This window comes from Georgenia satyanarayanai (genome assembly GCF_900116375.1).
GTDB classification, from domain to species: Bacteria; Actinomycetota; Actinomycetes; order Actinomycetales; family Actinomycetaceae; genus Oceanitalea; species Oceanitalea nanhaiensis.
Genome location: NZ_UETB01000005.1, coordinates 1 through 16,965, shown reverse-complemented (window position 1 = coordinate 16,965; position 16,965 = coordinate 1). Strand labels below are relative to the sequence as shown.

At 70.3% G+C, this 16,965-nt stretch carries 15 protein-coding genes; 13 read left to right on the top strand and 2 right to left on the bottom strand.

What is annotated here, in order from left to right:
- Window positions 1-33 precede the first annotated feature (33 nt).
- The gene (locus tag DSZ44_RS08620; RefSeq protein WP_258369342.1) at window positions 34-1,449 is read left to right on the top strand and encodes a hypothetical protein; all 1,416 of its coding nucleotides are present in this window, start codon (window positions 34-36) and stop codon (window positions 1,447-1,449) included.
- An 830-nt stretch (window positions 1,450-2,279) separates the two neighbouring features.
- Here the strand turns inward: DSZ44_RS08620 and DSZ44_RS08610 are convergent.
- Entirely contained in the window at window positions 2,280-3,401 is a 1,122-nt protein-coding gene (locus tag DSZ44_RS08610) for a TIR domain-containing protein (RefSeq protein WP_110852221.1), read from the bottom strand.
- A 311-nt stretch (window positions 3,402-3,712) separates the two neighbouring features.
- On the opposite strand from DSZ44_RS08610, the gene DSZ44_RS08605 reads away from it, so the two are divergent.
- Entirely contained in the window at window positions 3,713-4,150 is a 438-nt protein-coding gene (locus tag DSZ44_RS08605) for a hypothetical protein (RefSeq protein WP_110852220.1), read from the top strand.
- A 602-nt stretch (window positions 4,151-4,752) separates the two neighbouring features.
- Here DSZ44_RS08605 and DSZ44_RS08595 read toward each other — a convergent pair.
- Window positions 4,753-4,938, bottom strand: coding sequence for a hypothetical protein (locus DSZ44_RS08595; protein WP_146237506.1), 186 nt, complete (start codon window positions 4,936-4,938; stop codon window positions 4,753-4,755).
- Window positions 4,939-5,256: 318 nt separating this feature from the next.
- Here DSZ44_RS08595 and DSZ44_RS08590 point away from each other — a divergent pair, with 318 nt between their 5' ends.
- From DSZ44_RS08590 to tyrS, 11 genes are all read left to right on the top strand, one after another.
- Entirely contained in the window at window positions 5,257-5,727 is a 471-nt protein-coding gene (locus DSZ44_RS08590) for a DUF4395 domain-containing protein (protein ID WP_181424581.1), read from the top strand.
- A 93-nt stretch (window positions 5,728-5,820) separates the two neighbouring features.
- Window positions 5,821-6,897, top strand: coding sequence for an N-acetyl-gamma-glutamyl-phosphate reductase (argC, locus tag DSZ44_RS08585; protein ID WP_181424580.1), 1,077 nt, complete (start codon window positions 5,821-5,823; stop codon window positions 6,895-6,897).
- Window positions 6,894-8,060, top strand: coding sequence for a bifunctional glutamate N-acetyltransferase/amino-acid acetyltransferase ArgJ (gene argJ / locus DSZ44_RS08580; RefSeq protein ID WP_110852216.1), 1,167 nt, complete (start codon window positions 6,894-6,896; stop codon window positions 8,058-8,060). The genes argC and argJ overlap by 4 nt, the downstream gene beginning before the upstream one ends.
- A complete protein-coding gene (argB, locus tag DSZ44_RS08575; RefSeq protein WP_110852215.1) occupies window positions 8,057-8,983 on the top strand; it encodes an acetylglutamate kinase in 927 nt (308 codons plus the stop codon). Before argJ ends, argB begins: the two co-directional genes overlap by 4 nt.
- Entirely contained in the window at window positions 8,980-10,227 is a 1,248-nt protein-coding gene (locus DSZ44_RS08570) for an acetylornithine transaminase (protein ID WP_373681245.1), read from the top strand. The genes argB and DSZ44_RS08570 overlap by 4 nt, the downstream gene beginning before the upstream one ends.
- Window positions 10,224-11,165, top strand: a complete 942-nt coding sequence (gene argF, locus DSZ44_RS08565) for an ornithine carbamoyltransferase (protein ID WP_110852214.1) — start codon at window positions 10,224-10,226, stop codon at window positions 11,163-11,165. The genes DSZ44_RS08570 and argF overlap by 4 nt, the downstream gene beginning before the upstream one ends.
- Window positions 11,166-11,167: 2 nt before the next feature.
- Window positions 11,168-11,734, top strand: a complete 567-nt coding sequence (gene argR, locus DSZ44_RS08560; RefSeq protein ID WP_110852213.1) for an arginine repressor — start codon at window positions 11,168-11,170, stop codon at window positions 11,732-11,734.
- Window positions 11,731-13,014: an argininosuccinate synthase gene (locus DSZ44_RS08555; protein ID WP_110852212.1), complete on the top strand. Its 1,284-nt coding sequence runs from the start codon at window positions 11,731-11,733 to the stop codon at window positions 13,012-13,014. The genes argR and DSZ44_RS08555 overlap by 4 nt, the downstream gene beginning before the upstream one ends.
- Window positions 13,007-14,419 (top strand): argininosuccinate lyase, encoded by a 1,413-nt coding sequence (gene argH, locus DSZ44_RS08550; protein ID WP_110852211.1) that lies wholly within the window; start codon window positions 13,007-13,009, stop codon window positions 14,417-14,419. Before DSZ44_RS08555 ends, argH begins: the two co-directional genes overlap by 8 nt.
- Window positions 14,419-15,066 (top strand): DNA-3-methyladenine glycosylase, encoded by a 648-nt coding sequence (locus tag DSZ44_RS08545; protein WP_110852379.1) that lies wholly within the window; start codon window positions 14,419-14,421, stop codon window positions 15,064-15,066. The genes argH and DSZ44_RS08545 overlap by 1 nt, the downstream gene beginning before the upstream one ends.
- A 46-nt stretch (window positions 15,067-15,112) precedes the next feature.
- Window positions 15,113-16,390 carry a tyrosine--tRNA ligase gene (tyrS, locus tag DSZ44_RS08540; protein ID WP_110852210.1) on the top strand — a complete coding sequence of 426 codons (1,278 nt, stop codon included), beginning with the start codon at window positions 15,113-15,115 and terminating at the stop codon, window positions 16,388-16,390.
- The last annotated feature ends 575 nt before the right edge of the window (window positions 16,391-16,965 follow it).

Below are 16,965 nucleotides of genomic sequence, written 5' to 3'. Positions count from 1 at the left end.
GATCACCACCCTGGGTCCCTGCCAGGTGCGCCGGTGCCACCGGATCCAGACGACGGCGTGTACCTGAGTCCGTCGGTCACGATCGCCAGGGACGCGCTCACGCTGGATGCAGCCGGAGCCCCCATAACGATGCCGACGGGTGTGCCGACGTCGAAGGCGGTCGAGTTCACTAACTGGGACGCTGAGATGGTCTCGCATGTGAGCGCCGACGCCCCTTCGCTGTCGCCAGCGGAGCTGGGCCGTCTTCGAGTCGAAGTGCTGCGCCGACTCGTGGCGCTGCCTCCTGATGACTCCGATCCCAGCGACGGCATCAAGGCAGGCCTCTTCAACCTTGCCGCCGAGTCACTTCGGACAGTAAGCGCCCTTGCTGCGGAGAACGCCAAACCGACGGTTCTTTGGAATGAAGAACTCGATCCTGCAGCGTTTTTGGGGCGTACGCTTCTCCTGGCGGATCACGTCGCTATGCCAGACGAAGTCTTTCAGTCACTTCTTCGACGTGCGAGCAATCGCACCTTACGGCGATCCGCCGAGCGTCAGCTTGCCGTACGCGGGCTCCTTGCGGCGGGGCTGGTGATCCCCGTGCCAAACGGCGCGGCGATGGCGGTCGGAGGTTCCGCAGCCGTCAAACGCACGGACGACGATCTCAACGACCAAGCGCTCGTGTCGTGGGTCCGGGAACAGCTCATTCTGGAGGGCCCTACCGCCAGAGAGGTCCTTTTCGTCCGCGCGGTGGACGACTTGTCCCGTCATGCCGACAAGTTCTGGTTCCACGGTCACATTGATCAGGAGTCGGTCAAGAGCGGGGATGGGCGATTCGCAACGAAGATGCTTCAGCCCTACGATTCCAACTACGACTATGGTCCGTGGATCAAACAGGTCTCCGACTCTGCGGTCAGCTATTACGTCCAGCGCACGAACGAACGCGTCGTGGCCGCCGATGTCTATGGGACCGAGTACGTCTCGGCGTCGATGTTCGAGGCACGCCTTCTCGCCCGGCGCAGCGGCGGTCGGACGGTCGGCGCTGCACAGGCCGCCGTTTGGGCAGATGTTCCTCAGCTCACGTCACTCGCAGCGCCGGACCTCGCCAAAGTGCTGACGAACGAAGACGCGGTCGAAGATCTACGCCGCCAGGTACGTGCCTCTCTGGTCACCGCGCGCACACCAGGGGAGCAGGTCGACGCGCTGACCGAGTTGGCGCACGATTTGGAATCCTCGTCCTACAAGTTGGAGAAGATGGTCTTCTCTGACCGAATATGGCAAGGCGCTGTTCCGGGCGGACTGGGCGCAGCGAGCCTGTTGGTTGGCACGGTATCGGGGGGTATCCCGGCGATTGCAGCTGGCTCGTTTGGGCTCCTCGCAGGAGTGGCTCCGTTTCTCGGGGCAAGGGCGAGCAGAAAACGTGAGGCGGCTTACCTGTTTGTTACTGCACGGCGCATGCGCCGACGGTAGTGCCGTCACGGGAGTGGCCGGAGGACAAGATCGGAAAGCTGGCTGCCAACAGCGCAAAGGTATCAACGAAGGACTTCGGCCCTTATGTGCCGCGAAGCGGGCGATGTCTGGCAGAGCGTCGACACGGGGGCTACACCCCGGCCGTGCTCATCGCGCGAGAGCGGTTCATTTGCCGCTGGGGCAGTGACCCAGACGAGGAAGGGCGGTCCTGTTCCCTGCGAGGCGCGGCTGGGCTGTGTCCTGATACGGGAGTTGCTCCGAACCCCCTGTCTACCGGTATACGCTGCGCCACGCGAGGCAACCTGTAGCGCCGCCCGGTGGTCGCGCTGGGTCCAGAGGCATCGAGATGGAAGTCGAGGATGCCACCAACGTCATTGCACACCGTCGTGTTGGTCACCACCGCTAGACGGCCGAGTTATATCCGGCGCCTCGGCAGGTGCCTTGAGGGTCGACCAGGATCGCAAGCAAATCAGGTAGGAGGTCGATCGTACCGTCCTCGCTGACGATGGTGACCATGCAAGTCGACGTGTATTACGACGTGCGGCGGAATCGGAGGTGCGACGACTTGAGGAAACCATCGAAGAACATCCTGATTACGAACTGTTCTTTCGCCACTGAAAGCACCTGGAGTCGCTGTCTTTCTACCTGTCCGGTGGCCAATGCGCCCGAGCCAACGCTGCTCGTGAAGCACTTGAGGGGCACCGCGCGATGCCGGATCCAAGACATCGCAGCGGGCTCGGGCGCATCGTCCACGCCTCGTGGACGCCATTCGAATCAAATTCGGCCACGGATTCCAGCTTTCTCCTGGACGAAGTCCGGTTGGCTGGCGTTTACGGGAGAACGCCCTCGCGTCGCAGAACCTGACGAATCTCGTCAAAGGCGCCCCGAATGTTCCCGCGAGGGAATCTGATCTGGCCCAAGCCGAGGATGTTAGAGAACTCGGAGCACCCCTCTTCGAGCAGAACGATTGCCTTCGTGAAGCCGAGACGCCCTTGAAAGAGACCGACTTCATGCACGACGTTCTCGCGCGCCCGCACTGAGCCGTCGCTAGCCTCGTCTTCTGCAGTCATGAGCAAGAAGGCGATTTGAGCCCTGTTAAGCATCTCGGACAGGCGCTCCTTTGTGCTCAGGCCCGCGGCGGGCACCCGATCGAAGACTTCCCATTCCAAACCTTCGTCGGCGAGCCACACACCAAGTGCGAGGTACTCCTTCGAACCGCCCCCGTGACCAATGAATACCTTCGAGCCAGTCTGGACAAGCAATGGCCCGACGCTGGAATCTTTGGCTTCGAGGTGCGCGGCGATGGCGCGGCAGGCCTCGGCTAGGTCAACGGCTACTTGATACGGCGACCGGATGTAAGCCATCTCCCCCAGGACCAGTTGGTGTCCTGCAACTTGCCAGCCGCCCTCGTAGGCCTGCATGTCCCGCACGGGAACGTTGCCTTGAGGCACGTTCATCATGGAGCGCTGCAGTGTCCGGACCGATGGCAAGGCGATGCGTGCCAGTCCCTCCAGTCGTTCGGTCAGGTAAGCGTCATACGGCAGCGGCACTCGTGCTCCCGCGGAACGCGCCTTCTCGATCAGCTCTTTTGCGGCGGTACGGATTGCCTCCGAAGCCTGACGCACTGGCTCGAGGTCAACATCGCCCGCCCGCGAGTGAATTATGGCCACGACCTCGTCAGCACTGTGTCGCTCCCATTCCCCGACAGAGCCTTGAAACATACCAAGAAGCCCCCACTCACGGCTGAATATATGGCCAGCGGGCGGCGTCGAAAAATGCTTGTAATACACGTTAGCCTGGTAGCCGAGGCTTGACTGCGACCACGCCCTCCCGATGGACTTAGCGGCTTCCTCGAGACGTGAGAGGCCGGCGTCGTCAAGTTCAGTCGCTTGGTCGGCCAAGACATCGGCTTGTTCGGCGATTGAAGCAAACTCATCACTGAGAGACGTCATGGGCCGCACCCTACTTGACGACGCCCGTCGCACAGCATCTGATCCGAAAACAGATGGCCCCGCCTAGCGGCGGGAGGTGCGTCCTTCCGCGGCGCATGACCGCGAACCCCCACTAGTCGCTATGCGCGGTCTTGGCGTCCGCGTGCCGATCCCCTGCCGCACAGATGCCGCACCTCAGTGAATCGAGCGGCTATGCACACCGTGTTCGATGAGCATGGTGATGCCGCTGTGGCGATTCGAGATATGGCTGTACGGCGCCACCCAAGCTCACAGAAGTTGCGATGGTCATATGTCTTGGCCACCGTACATGCATGGGCCGCCCCGATGACATCGCTGCTGCGGCCGGCGACACCCGCTTCCCGCCGGCGCCCTACTTCGTGGCATTCGGCACTGCCATCGCGGCCGGCATCGGCCTCTCGGTGGTGCACAAGATTCTGATTGTGCTCGCTCCCCTCGGCTTGCTCGCAGTAGAGCCGGTGCGCCGCAAGAGGGGATACGTGGTGAAGGACCGTCAGACCCTCATTGCGATGAACGCTCCGCTACCGGGGACCATGGCGCCGAACGTGGCCTCGACCGCCGTCGTGTTCGGCGCAGTGTTTGTCGGGCTCTCAACGGACACTGCCTGGCTCGTCCTCGCCACGGGCGTTATCGCGGGCGTCGTTGCCGCCCGCCCGGGCCGACGGTCTGAGCTCCACCGAATGGCAGGCGTCCGAGGGCTGGAGAGGGCAACGGAGCCAGACGGGAAGTAGCGGTCCGAGGTAGTTTTCACAGCGGCTGCGGCCGGTCGTGTTGCATCGTCCCGTGAGCCGATCGTCAACGGGACCCACTCAAGCTGGCGGCTACCGATAGGGTCCTGTGAGCATGGAGCTATCCGCGAGCGAGGAGGCACCCTCTCGCCGGCAACGACGAGCCACTCAGTGGCGGATCGACGAGGTGAGGCGACGGCTCAACGCCTGGGCCTCGGCCGGGAGCCATGCCCCGGCCGAGCAGCCGGACGACGAGTGGGACTGCTTACTCGGGCCCGTCGTTAACCTCCTCGTACACCACGGGCCAGCGGACGAGATTGCGGCGCGCATCAGCGCCGAGTTGCGTGACCACTATGGACTGGAGCCCGGCGGTGACGACGTCGACTTCGCATCCGAGCTTCGCGCTTGGTGGGACGCGGATCTGAAGCCTCGGCGCTGACGATACGTACAGCGCGTGCCAGCGACGCACTATGCGCCTCGTCGACTGCCGAACAAGTTGCGCGACTCGCGCGCTCCATTGAAGGATCTGGCGAATGGCCAGCAGCGGCTCTGCCGCTTGCCGTACCGGGTCACACTCCGATGAGCGGTGCCCGGACCAATGCCACCTAGCGGCCCTTGCGAGGCTTCCTTCGCGTGCGCTCGGCGCCATCGTTCGAGCCGATGATGAGGAAGGCGACCGCCAGTACGAGGAAGGCCAGCAGCTCGCTCCGCCCCGTGGCGAGCCCCGAGATACCGACGACGCCGAAAGTGAAGGCGATGATGAGATACGTGAGGTTCGGGCGCTTCTTCACGGTTCCACAGTAGGGGGCAAGCGAGGAGCCGGTCGTCGAGAGGAAGTGCTCGACGAGAGGCAGGCACGTGAGCACCACGACGGAAAAGGCAGTCGCTGGTGGTGTCGAGTGGTTGTGCTCGGCGCTCGAGCCGACCACCTTCGGTGGCGCGGCCGAGCCGCTTCCTGGGAGATGCCGTATGTCCTCATGGGCCAGATCCGGCGGGTGTAAGTTGATCTGACACGCAGGCATCGACGAAGACGTGCTCGGCGGGATGCAGCTGGAACTCGCCAGCAGGGCGGCCACTCGCCAGCGGCCCGCACCCTCAGGAGCATCATCGTGGCCGGTATCGGCATCACCTCGTGTCCTCTGCGCGGACACGTCGACCCGCGCGCTCTTCGATTCGCTGCCGCGGCAACGGCCGGCGTTCTCGTCATCGTGCTGCTCACCGTTGAGCCCGTTCGCCCTCTGGCGCTAGGTCTGCTCGCCTCACAGGCTGCGATGTTCGCGTTCACCGCATTCGTGAGCATGCACTGGTCCGTGTGGGCACAGCTCTTCGCTCGTGTCATCTGGCCACGTCTCGGTGCCGCACCCGCGTTGGAGGATGCCCGCCCAGCGCGCTTCGCTCAGTTCATCGGTTTCGTACTCACCGTTCTGGCGCTGCTCGCCTTCCTCATCGGCGTGGACGCGATGGGCTACAGCCTCACCGCCGTCGCTGCCGCTGGGTCCGTCGTCAGGGCGACCACGGGGTTGTGCGTGGGCTGCAAGATCTACGTGCTCGTTCGTCGGCTGCAGCACGCACGAGCCTGATCACTCGCTTGCGCTCACGGGAGCGGACACCTCTTGTCCGGGCCCGCCTCCCCGGAGGAGTACGTGGCGCTCCATTCACTCCCGTGTATAGTTATGCGGGTGACTGTATCTGTAGCCGTGGCCGGGGCCAGTGGGTATGCCGGGGGCGAGGTCCTGCGCCTCCTCCTCGCCCACCCCGAGGTCGAGATCGGCGCGCTCACCGCGAACGCCAGTGCCGGTGACCTCCTCGGGCAGCACCAGCCCCATCTCCTGCCGCTCGCCGACCGGCTCATCGAGCCGACCGACCCCACGCGCCTGGCGGGGCACGACGTCGTCGTCCTCGCCCTCCCGCACGGCGCGTCCGGCGAGCTGACCGACGCGCTCGCCGCCCTCGACGGGCCCACGCCGCTGCTCCTCGACTGCGGCGCCGACCATCGCCTCGAGCACGTCGCGGACTGGGACCACTTCTACGGCGGCACCTTCGCCGGCGCGTGGCCCTACGGCATGCCCGAGCTGCGGCACGCGGGGGAGAGCGGCACCGCCGCCGCGCAGCGCCAGATCCTGCGCGAGGCCCGCACCGTGGCCGTGCCTGGCTGCAACGTCACCGCGGTCACCCTCGCCCTCCAGCCGGGCGTCAGCGCCGGCGTCGTCGACCCGGGCGACGTCGTCGCCGTCCTCGCCAACGGCTACTCTGGCGCGGGCAAGTCCCTCAAGCCGCACCTGCTCGCCTCCGAGGGGATGGGCACCGCCATGCCGTACGCCGTCGGCGGCGGCCACCGGCACGTGCCCGAGATCGAGCAGAACCTGCGGCGCGCCGGCGCCGCCGACGTGCGGCTCTCCTTCACCCCCACCCTCGTGCCGATGGCGCGCGGCATCCTCGCCACCGTCACCGCGCCGCTCACCCCGGGCACGACGACGGCGCAGGTCCGGGCCGCGTGGGAGGACGCCTACGCGGGGGAGGCCTTCGTCCGCCTCCTGCCCGAGGGCCAGTGGCCCACCACCGCGGCCACCCTCGGCGCGAACACGGCCCACGTGCAGGTGACCGTCGACGAGCGCGCCGGCCGCGCCGTCGCCGTCTGCGCGATCGACAACCTCGTCAAGGGCACCGCCGGTGCCGCCGTCCAGTCCATGAACCTCGCGCTCGGGCTGCCCGAGCAGCTGGGCCTGACCACCGTGGGAGTCGCCCCGTGAGCGTCACCGCAGCACGCGGCTTCCGGGCCGCCGGCGTCGCCGCCGGTCTCAAGAGCTCCGGCGGCAAGGACGTCGCGCTCGTCGTCAACGACGGCCCCGGCGCCGTCGCCGCCGCCGTCTTCACGACCAACCGTGTCGTCGCGGCCCCCGTCGTGTGGTCGCGCATCGCCGTCGGAGACGGGATCGCCCGCGCCGTCGTCCTCAACTCCGGCGGCGCCAACGCGTGCACCGGCCCGGAGGGCTTCGCCGACACCCACGTGACGGCCGAGCACGTCGCCGAGCGGCTCGACGTCTCCAGCGGGGACGTCCTCGTCTGCTCCACCGGCCTCATCGGCGAGCGGCTCGACATGCCCGCCCTCACCGCCGGCATCGACGCGGCGGCCGCAGCGCTCTCCGCGGACGGGGGCGCCGACGCCGCCGAGGCGATCATGACGACCGACACCGTCGCCAAGACCGTCCACGTGCAGGGCGAGGGCTGGTCGGTGGGCGGCATGGCCAAGGGGGCGGGCATGCTCGCCCCCGCGCTCGCGACGATGCTGTGCGTCCTCACCACCGACGCCGAGCTCGACGCCGCGCAGGCCGACGCCGCCCTCCGCGAGGCCGCCCGGCTGAGCTTCGACCGGATCGACTCCGACGGCGCGATGTCGACGAACGACACCGTCATCCTCCTCGCTTCCGGCGCCAGCGGCGTCCGCCCCGAGCCGGTCGCCTTCCAGGAGGCGCTCACCGCCGCCACCCAGCAGCTGGCCCGCCAGCTCATCGCCGACGCCGAGGGCGCCAGCCACGACGTCGCCGTCACCGTGACCGGCGCGACCGACGAGACGGCGGCGCTCGCCGTCGCCCGCGCCGTCACCCGCTCCAACCTCTTCAAGGCCGCGATGTTCGGCAACGACCCCAACTGGGGCCGCATCATCGCCGCCGCCGGCACCGTCCCCGAGGACGTCGCCCCCTACGACCCGCTCCTCCTCGACGTCAGCGTCAACGGCGTCCAGGTGTGCCGGGCCGGGGGCGTGGGGGAGGACCGCTCGCTCGTCGACCTCGCCGCGCACCGCGAGGTGCACGTCGAGATCGCCCTCCACGCCGGGGACGCCCCGCCCGTCACCGTGTGGACCAACGACCTCACCCACGACTACGTCCACGAGAACAGCGCCTACTCGACATGACCGAGCTCCCCGACAGCCTGCGCCCCGACCAGAAGGCCGAGGTCCTCCTCCAGGCCCTGCCCTGGCTGCGCCGCTTCGCCGGCACGCGCGTCGTCATCAAGTACGGCGGCAACGCCATGGTCGACGAGAACCTCCAGCGCGCCTTCGCCGCGGACGTCCTCTTCCTCCACCAGGTGGGCATGCAGCCGGTCGTCGTCCACGGCGGCGGCCCGCAGATCTCCGCGATGCTCGACCGCCTCCAGATCGCCTCGGAGTTCCGCGGCGGCCTGCGGGTCACCACCCCCGAGGCGATGGCCGTCGTCCGGATGGTCCTCACCGGCCAGGTGCAGCGGGACCTCGTCTCCCTCCTCAACGTGGACACCGCCCACGCCGTCGGCATCTCCGGGGAGGACGGCGGGCTGCTGCGTGCCGAGCGCCGCACCGCCGTCGTCGACGGCGAGCCGGTCGACGTCGGCCTCGTCGGCGACGTCGTCGAGGTCCACCCCTCCGCCGTCGAGGACCTCCTCGCCGCCGGCCGCATCCCGGTGATCTCGACGATCGCCCCGGACGTCACCGACCCCTCCCAGGTCCTCAACGTCAACGCCGACACCGCGGCCGCAGCGCTCGCCGTCGCGCTCGGGGCACGCAAGCTCGTCGTCCTCACCGACGTCGAGGGCCTGTACCGCTCCTGGCCCGACCGCTCCTCGATCGTCCGGCGCATCGCCGCCAGTGAGCTCAGCGTCATGCTCCCCGACCTCCAGTCCGGCATGGTCCCCAAGATGGAGGCCTGCCTGCGCGCGGTGCGCGGCGGGGTGCCGCAGGCGCACATCATCGACGGCCGCCAGCCGCACTCAATGCTGCTGGAGATCTTCACCGACGAGGGCGTGGGCACCCTCGTCCTGCCCGACTGGGCCACCCAGTCCACCCACCCGGAGGCACCGTGAGCGACATCGTCCCCGAGACCCAGCAGCCCGCGGCGGTGTGGGCCGAGCGCTACACCGGCGCCCTGATGAACACCTTCGGCCCGCCCCAGCGCGTCCTCGTGCGCGGGGAGGGTGCGTGGGTGTGGGACGCCGACGGCGGCCGCTACCTCGACCTCCTCGCCGGCATCGCCGTCAACTCCCTGGGCCACGCCCACCCCACGCTCGTCTCCGCGGTCTCCGCGCAGCTCGGGACGCTGGGCCACGTGTCGAACTTCTTCGCCACGCCCACCCAGGTCCACCTCGCCGAGCGACTGCTCGAGATCGTCACGCCCGGTGGCGCGCCGGCCGGGTCGCGCGTGTTCCTCGCCAACTCCGGCACCGAGGCGATGGAGGCCGCGTTCAAGCTGGCCCGCCGCCACGGCGAGGGCAGCCGGCCGCGGATCCTCGCCCTCGAGGGCGCTTTCCACGGCCGGACCATGGGCGCCCTCGCCCTCACCCACAAGGCCGCCTACCGCGAGCCGTTCATGCCGCTGCCCGGCGGCGTCGAGCACCTGCCCTTCGGTGACGTCGACGCGCTCACCGCCGCCATGGACGACGACGTCGCCGCCCTGGTCCTCGAGCCGCTGCAGGGGGAGGCGGGCGTGCGTCCGCTGCCCCCGGGTTACCTCGCCGCCGCCCGCGAGCTCACGTCCCGGCACGGCGCGCTGCTGATCCTCGACGAGGTGCAGACCGGGATGGGCCGCACCGGGCGGTGGATGGCCCACCACCACGACCACGTCGGCGGCGGGGTCGTGCCCGACGTCGTCGTCCTCGCCAAGGGGCTGGCGGGCGGGCTGCCGATCGGCGCCGTCGTCGCCCTCGGCGAGCACGCCGCCACCCTGCTCGGGCCCGGCCAGCACGGCAGCACCTTCGGCGGGAACCCCGTCGCCTCCGCCGCCGCGCTCGCGACCATGCACGTCATCGAGCGCGACGGGCTGCTCACCGCCGTCACCGAGCGCGGCCGCCAGCTGAGCGAGGGCGTCACGGCGCTCGGCCACCCGCTCGTCGCGGGCGTCCGCGGCGAGGGCCTGCTCCTGGCGATCATGCTCACCGAGGCCGTCGCGCCCCAGGTGGCGCAGGCGGCCCTCGCGGCCGGCTACATCGTCAACCCGGTCGCGCCCGACGCCGTCCGCCTCGCCCCGCCCTTCGTCCTCAGCCACGAGCAGGCCGCCGGCTTCCTCGCCGACCTGCCCGCCGTCCTCGACACCGCCGGAGGTGCCGCATGACCGCCCATTTCCTGCGCGATGACGACCTGTCCGTCGACGCCCAGCGCTCCGTGCTCCAGCTCGCGCTCGAGCTCAAGGCCGGCACGGTCGCCCCGCGCCCGTTCGAGGGCCGCTCCGTGGCGGTGCTCTTCGACAAGGCTTCGACGCGCACCCGGGTGTCCTTCTCCGTCGGGATCCACGAGCTCGGCGGCTTCCCGCTCGTCCTCGACTCCGCGTCCACCCAGGTGGGCCGCGGGGAGTCGGTGGAGGACACCGTGCGCGTCCTCGACCGGCAGGTCGCCGCCATCGTGTGGCGCACCTTCGCCCAGTCCGGGCTCGACCGGGCCGCCGCAGTGAGCGCCGTGCCCGTCGTCAACGCGCTCACCGACGAGTTCCACCCCTGCCAGATCCTCGCCGACCTCCAGACGATCGCCGAGCACCGCGGCGGCCTGGCTGCCGACGGTCCCGCCCTGGCCGGCCGCTCCCTCGCCTACCTCGGCGACGGCGCGAACAACATGGCGCACTCCTACCTCCTCGGCGGCGTCACCGCCGGCATGGACGTGCGGATCGGCGCGCCCGCCGACTACGCGCCCGACCCCGCTGTCGTCGAGCGCGCACGCGCCATCGCGGCCGAGACCGGCGGCAGCGTGCTCGTCACGACCGACGCCGACGAGGCCGTCGACGGCGTCACCGCCGTCGCCACCGACACGTGGGTGTCGATGGGCCAGGAGGACGAGGCCGGGGACCGCACCTCGCCCTTCGTCCCCTACCGCGTCGACGAGCGCCTCATGGCGCGTGGGCAGGACGCGGTCTTCCTCCACTGCCTGCCGGTCTACCGGGGGATGGAGGCGACGGCGGAGGTCGTCGACGGGCCGCGCTCGGTCATCTGGGACGAGGCGGAGAACCGCCGCCACGCGCAGAAGGCCGTCCTCGTCCACCTCCTCGGGGCGACGCCGTGAGCATGCCCGTCACCCGGCCGGCACGCCACGCCCTCATCGCGCGGCTGCTCACCCACGAGCGCATCTCCTCCCAGAGCGAGCTCAGCGCACAGCTGGCCGCCCACGGCGTCCAGGTGACCCAGGCGACGCTCTCGCGTGACCTCGTCGAGCTGCGCGCCGGGAAGATCACCCTGCCCGACGGCCGCCAGGTCTACGCCCTGCCGCAGGAGGGCGCGGCCGGGGCGATGGCCCCGCCCGTCGCGCCCGAGCAGGGGCACAGCGCCGCGCGCCTGGCGCGCTGGTGCAGCGAGCTGCTCGTCTCAGCGGACCGGTCCGGCGCGCTCGTCGTGCTCCGCACCCCCGCCGGCGCCGCCCAGCTGCTCGCCTCCGCCGTCGACACCGCGGTCCTGCCCGGTGTCATCGGCACCATCGCCGGGGACGACACCGTCCTCGTCATCGCCCGCGACGAGGAGGCCGGCGCCGCCCTCGCCGAGCGGCTCCTCGCCCTCGCAGCCCCGACCACCCCCGCACCGGCCCGGAACGGGGCCGACCGCACTCCCGCACCATCCATGGAAAGAGACCACGCATGACTGACAGCACCACCCCCGCGACCACCTCGACCTCCGGCAAGGAGCGCGTGGTGCTCGCCTACTCCGGCGGGCTGGACACCTCGGTGGCCATCGGCTGGATCGGCGAGCAGACCGGCGCCGAGGTCATCGCCGTCGCCGTCGACGTCGGCCAGGGCGGGGAGGACCTCGACGTCATCCGGCAGCGCGCCCTCGACTGCGGCGCCGTCGAGGCCTACGTCGCCGACGCGCGCGACGAGTTCGCCGAGGAGTACTGCATGCCGGCGCTCAAGGCCAACGCCCTCTACCAGGACCGCTACCCGGTGGTCTCGGCGCTCTCCCGGCCGGTCATCGTCAAGCACCTCGCCCGCGCCGCCCGCCAGTTCGGCGCCACCACCGTGGCCCACGGCTGCACCGGCAAGGGCAACGACCAGGTCCGCTTCGAGGTCGGCATCACCTCCCTCGCCCCCGACCTCAAGTGCCTGGCCCCCGTCCGCGACCTCGCCCTCACCCGCGACGTCGCCATCGACTACGCCCAGCGCCACCAGCTGCCGATCGAGACGACGAAGAACAACCCCTTCTCCATCGACCAGAACGTGTGGGGCCGCGCCATCGAGACCGGCTTCCTCGAGGACATCTGGAACGCGCCCACCAAGGACGTCTACAGCTACACCGACGACCCGGCCTTCCCGCCGGTGCCCGACGAGGTCGTCATCACCTTCAAGGAGGGTGTCCCCGTCGCCATCGACGGCGTGCCCGTGACCCCGCTGCAGGCGGTCCAGGAGCTCAACCGCCGCGCCGGCGCCCAGGGTGTGGGCCGCATCGACATCGTCGAGGACCGCCTCGTGGGCATCAAGTCCCGCGAGGTCTACGAGGCCCCCGGCGCGATCGCGCTCATCACCGCCCACCAGGAGCTGGAGAACGTCACCGTCGAGCGCGAGCAGGCCCGCTTCAAGAAGGGCGTCGACCAGCGCTGGACCGAGCTCGTCTACGACGGCCAGTGGTTCTCCCCGCTCAAGCGCTCCCTCGACGTCTTCATCGACGACACCCAGCGCTACGTCACCGGCGAGGTGCGCCTGCTCCTCCACGGGGGCCGCGCCGTCGTCACCGGCCGTCGCAGCGACACGAGCCTGTACGACTTCAACCTCGCCACCTACGACTCGGGCGACACCTTCGACCAGTCCAACGCCAAGGGCTTCATCGAGATCTACGGCCTCACCGCCAAGCTCGCCGCCGCCCGCGACGCCGCCTTCGGCAACGCCGTGGACCTCGGCTCCGGTTCGCTGGAGACGAGCAATGGCTGAGGCACCGCTGAGCCTGTGGGGCGGGCGTTTCGCCGGCGGCCCCGCTGACGCGCTGACCGAGCTGTCCCGCTCGACCCAGTTCGACTGGCGGCTGGCCCGCCACGACATCGCCGGCTCCCGGGCCCACGCCCGGGCGCTGGCCGGGGCCGGGCTGCTCGACGACGCCGAGCTCGCCGGGATGCTCGAGGCGCTGGACCGCCTCGAGGCCGACGTCGTCTCCGGCGCCTTCGGTCCCCAGCCCGACGACGAGGACGTGCACACCGCCCTCGAGCGCGGCCTCATCGAGCGGGCCGGCCCCGCGCTGGGCGGCAAGCTCCGCGCCGGGCGCTCGCGCAACGACCAGATCGCCACGCTCGTGCGCTCCTACCTGCGCGAGCAGGCGCGGCTGCTCGCCGGGGGAGTGCTCGACGTCGTCGGTGCGCTCGTCGACCAGGCCGCGGCGCACCCGGGCGCGGTCATGCCGGGGCGCACGCACCTCCAGCACGCCCAGCCCGTGCTGCTGGCCCACCACCTGCTCGCCCACGCGTGGCCGCTGCTGCGTGACGTCCAGCGCTGGGCGGACTGGGACCGCCGTGCGGCGATCTCGCCCTACGGCTCCGGCGCGCTCGCCGGATCCTCCCTCGGGCTGGACCCGCGGGCGGTGGCGGCCGACCTCGGCTTCACCGACTCGGTGGAGAACTCCATCGACGGCACCGCCTCGCGCGACGTCGTCGCCGAGTTCGCCTTCGTCGTCGCCATGGTTGGCGTGGACCTCTCGCGGATCAGCGAGGACGTCATCGTGTGGGCGACCAAGGAGTTCGGCTTCGTCCGCCTCGACGACGCCTTCTCCACCGGCTCCTCGATCATGCCGCAGAAGAAGAACCCCGACGTCGCCGAGCTCGCGCGCGGCAAGGCCGGGCGCCTCATCGGTGACCTCACCGGTCTGCTCGCCACCCTCAAGGGGCTGCCGCTCGCCTACAACCGGGACCTCCAGGAGGACAAGGAGCCCGTCTTCGACGGCGTCGACACCCTCTCGGTGCTCCTCCCGGCCGTCTCCGGCATGGTCGCCACGCTCACCTTCGACACCGACCGGATGGCCGAGCTCGCCCCGCAGGGCTTCTCGCTGGCCACCGACATCGCCGAGTGGCTGGTGCGCCAGGGCGTCGCGTTCCGCGACGCGCACGAGATCGCCGGCGCGTGCGTCCAGGCCTGTGAGCAGGCCGGGACCGAGCTGTGGGACCTCACCGACGACGAGCTCGCCGCGATCTCCCCGCACCTCACCCCCGACGTGCGGGCGGTGCTCAGCGTCGAGGGCTCCGTGGCCTCCCGCAACGGGCGCGGCGGCACCGCGCCGGACCGGGTGGCCGAGCAGCTCGAGTCGGCACGGACCGCGCTCACCCAGCTGCGGGAGTGGACGAGCGCCTGATGCTCGACCTCACCCGGCGGTCGCTGGACGTGGCACCGCTCCTGCTCGGCGCGCACCTCACGGTGCGCGACGACGCGGGAGCGGTGACCGTCCGGCTCACCGAGGTCGAGGCCTACGACGGCGGCAACGACCCGGGCTCCCACGCCTACCGGGGTCTCACGCCGCGCACCGAGGTGATGTTCGGGCCAGCCGGGCGGCTGTACGTGTACTTCACCTACGGCATGCACTGGTGCGCCAACGTCGTGTGCGGCGAGGACGGGCGCGCCAGCGCCGTCCTCCTGCGGGGCGGGGAGGTCGTCGACGGCGTCGAGCTGGCGCGCTCCCGCCGGGCGGCCGCGAAGAAGGACGTCGACCTCGCCCGCGGCCCGGCCCGCATGGCCCAGGCCCTGGGCCTGGCCGGCGCGGACAACGGGGTTGTCCTCACGCCCGGCGGGCGGGCCGAGCTCGTCGCGCCGGCCGCGGTTGCGGCCGAGGTGGCGACCGGACCCCGTGTCGGTGTCTCCGGCCCCGGCGGTGACGCCGAGACCTTCCCGTGGCGTTTCTGGCTGCCCGGTGAGCCGACCGTCTCGACGTACCGGCCCGGGGTGCGCCGTCGTCGTCGTCCCACGGACGCCGGACGAGCCGGCACCGCGGACGGGGCACACTAGTCCCCGGGGCCGGAGCGGTCCCGACCGACCAGGAAGGTACGCAGACGTGAGTGACATCCTCGAGGAGCTGGAGTGGCGCGGGCTCATCGCCCAGGCCACCGACCGCGACGCCATCGGCGCCGCCCTCGCCGCGGGACCTGTCACCTACTACTGCGGCTTCGACCCGACGGCGCCCAGCCTCCACCACGGGCACCTCGTCCAGCTCATCCTCCTGCGCCACCTCCAGCGCGCCGGCCACCGGCCGATCGCGCTCGTCGGCGGGGCCACCGGGCTCATCGGCGACCCCCGCATGTCGGGGGAGCGCACCCTCAACGACCGCGACGTCGTGAGCCAGTGGACCGAGCGCCTGCGCCGGCAGATCGAGCCCTTCCTCGACTTCGAGGGCGAGAACGCCGCGCAGATGGTCAACAACCTCGACTGGACCAGCGGGCTGAGCGCCATCGACTTCCTCCGGGAGGTCGGCAAGCACTACCGGCTGGGCACCATGCTCGCCAAGGACACCGTCGCCCGGCGGCTCGCCAGCGACGAGGGCATCTCCTTCACGGAGTTCAGCTACCAGATCCTCCAGGGCATGGACTTCCGGGAGCTGCACCGTCGCTACGGCTGCACCCTGCAGACGGGCGGCAACGACCAGTGGGGCAACCTGCTCTCCGGCGTCGAGCTCATCCGCAAGGCCGACGGCACGGGCGTCCAGGCGATGACGACCCCGCTCATCACCAAGGCCGACGGCACGAAGTTCGGCAAGAGCGAGGGCGGGGCGGTGTGGCTCGCCCCGGACATGATGAGCCCGTACGCCTTCTACCAGTTCTGGCTCAACACCGACGACGGCGACGTCGAGCGCTTCCTCAAAATCTTCACCTTCCGCAGCCGGGAGGAGATCGCCGAGCTCGTCACCGCGGTGGCCGAGCGACCCAAGGCCCGGGAGGGGCAGCGGGTCCTCGCCCAGGACGTCACCACCCTCGTCCACGGGGCGGAGGCGACCGAGCGGGTCGAGCGGGCCTCGCAGGCACTCTTCGGGCGCGGGGAGCTGCAGGACCTGGACGCCGAGACGCTCGGGCACGCGGTGGCCGAGCTGCCGCGTGGCGAGGCGGTGGTGGGGGAGTCCAACCTTGTCGACCTGCTCGTCGCGACCGGGCTGGCGAACGGGCGGTCCGCCGCGCGACGCACCATCGCCGAGGGCGGGGCCTACCTCAACAACGTCAAGCTCACCGACGAGGACCACGTGCTCGCACCGGAGGACCTGCTCGCTGGACGCTGGGTGCTCCTGCGCCGGGGGCGGCGGAACCTCGCCGTCGCCGAGGTCGCCGAGGTCGCCGGCGCCTGAGCCCGGCAGTCCTACGACGCCCGTCGGCCACCTCGGCCGGCGGGCGTCGTTGTGTCTCGGGCGCGCACGTATAGCGGTGCGCCGGGCGCCTGGCGCGGCGGCGCGCCGTGTGAACGACCGCACAGGCCGAGATTCCTGCTCCGGAGCGGTGCCGACGGCCACCGAGCCAGGTAAAACCGCAGGTCAGGCCAGCTGAACGGGCCCAGCTTGGGGCCCGCGCCCGATCGTTTGACGACGGCCCGCCGGCCCCGTAATGTTTCACCTCGTTGCCCCCCAGGGAGGCACGGACGCTAGGCCGAGAGGCTGGGCGGCCGGTCCCGGGGATGGCGAGTCCACACCGAAGCGAGTGACTGAGTCACGCCCACGGGATGTGGAACTGAGAGACAAGGGCCACGGAAACGCAAGTTGACGGGCCAGAGTCCATCAGGTAAGTTTAAGAGGTTGCCCCGGTCCGGGGTTCGGGTCAGATGGCTCGGGTCTCGGCGGTGTGTGTCTGTTTCTTGAGAACTCAACAGTGTGCCAAGTTTTTGATGCCAAATATGGTCCTGGCGTCGGCTGGTTCGTCTGCCGTCATG

Bases quoted from the DNA above. Each gene is read 5' to 3' on its own strand.
- DSZ44_RS08610 (WP_110852221.1), bottom strand. From the start codon at position 3,401: ATGACGTCTCTCAGTGATGAGTTTGCTTCAATCGCCGAACAAGCCGAT.
- DSZ44_RS08555 (WP_110852212.1), top strand. From the start codon at position 11,731: ATGACTGACAGCACCACCCCCGCGACCACCTCGACCTCCGGCAAGGAG.
- argC (WP_181424580.1), top strand. From the start codon at position 5,821: ATGCGGGTGACTGTATCTGTAGCCGTGGCCGGGGCCAGTGGGTATGCC.
- argB (WP_110852215.1), top strand. From the start codon at position 8,057: ATGACCGAGCTCCCCGACAGCCTGCGCCCCGACCAGAAGGCCGAGGTC.
- argF (WP_110852214.1), top strand. From the start codon at position 10,224: ATGACCGCCCATTTCCTGCGCGATGACGACCTGTCCGTCGACGCCCAG.
- argR (WP_110852213.1), top strand. From the start codon at position 11,168: ATGCCCGTCACCCGGCCGGCACGCCACGCCCTCATCGCGCGGCTGCTC.
- DSZ44_RS08545 (WP_110852379.1), top strand. From the start codon at position 14,419: ATGCTCGACCTCACCCGGCGGTCGCTGGACGTGGCACCGCTCCTGCTC.
- DSZ44_RS08605 (WP_110852220.1), top strand. From the start codon at position 3,713: ATGGGCCGCCCCGATGACATCGCTGCTGCGGCCGGCGACACCCGCTTC.
- argH (WP_110852211.1), top strand. From the start codon at position 13,007: ATGGCTGAGGCACCGCTGAGCCTGTGGGGCGGGCGTTTCGCCGGCGGC.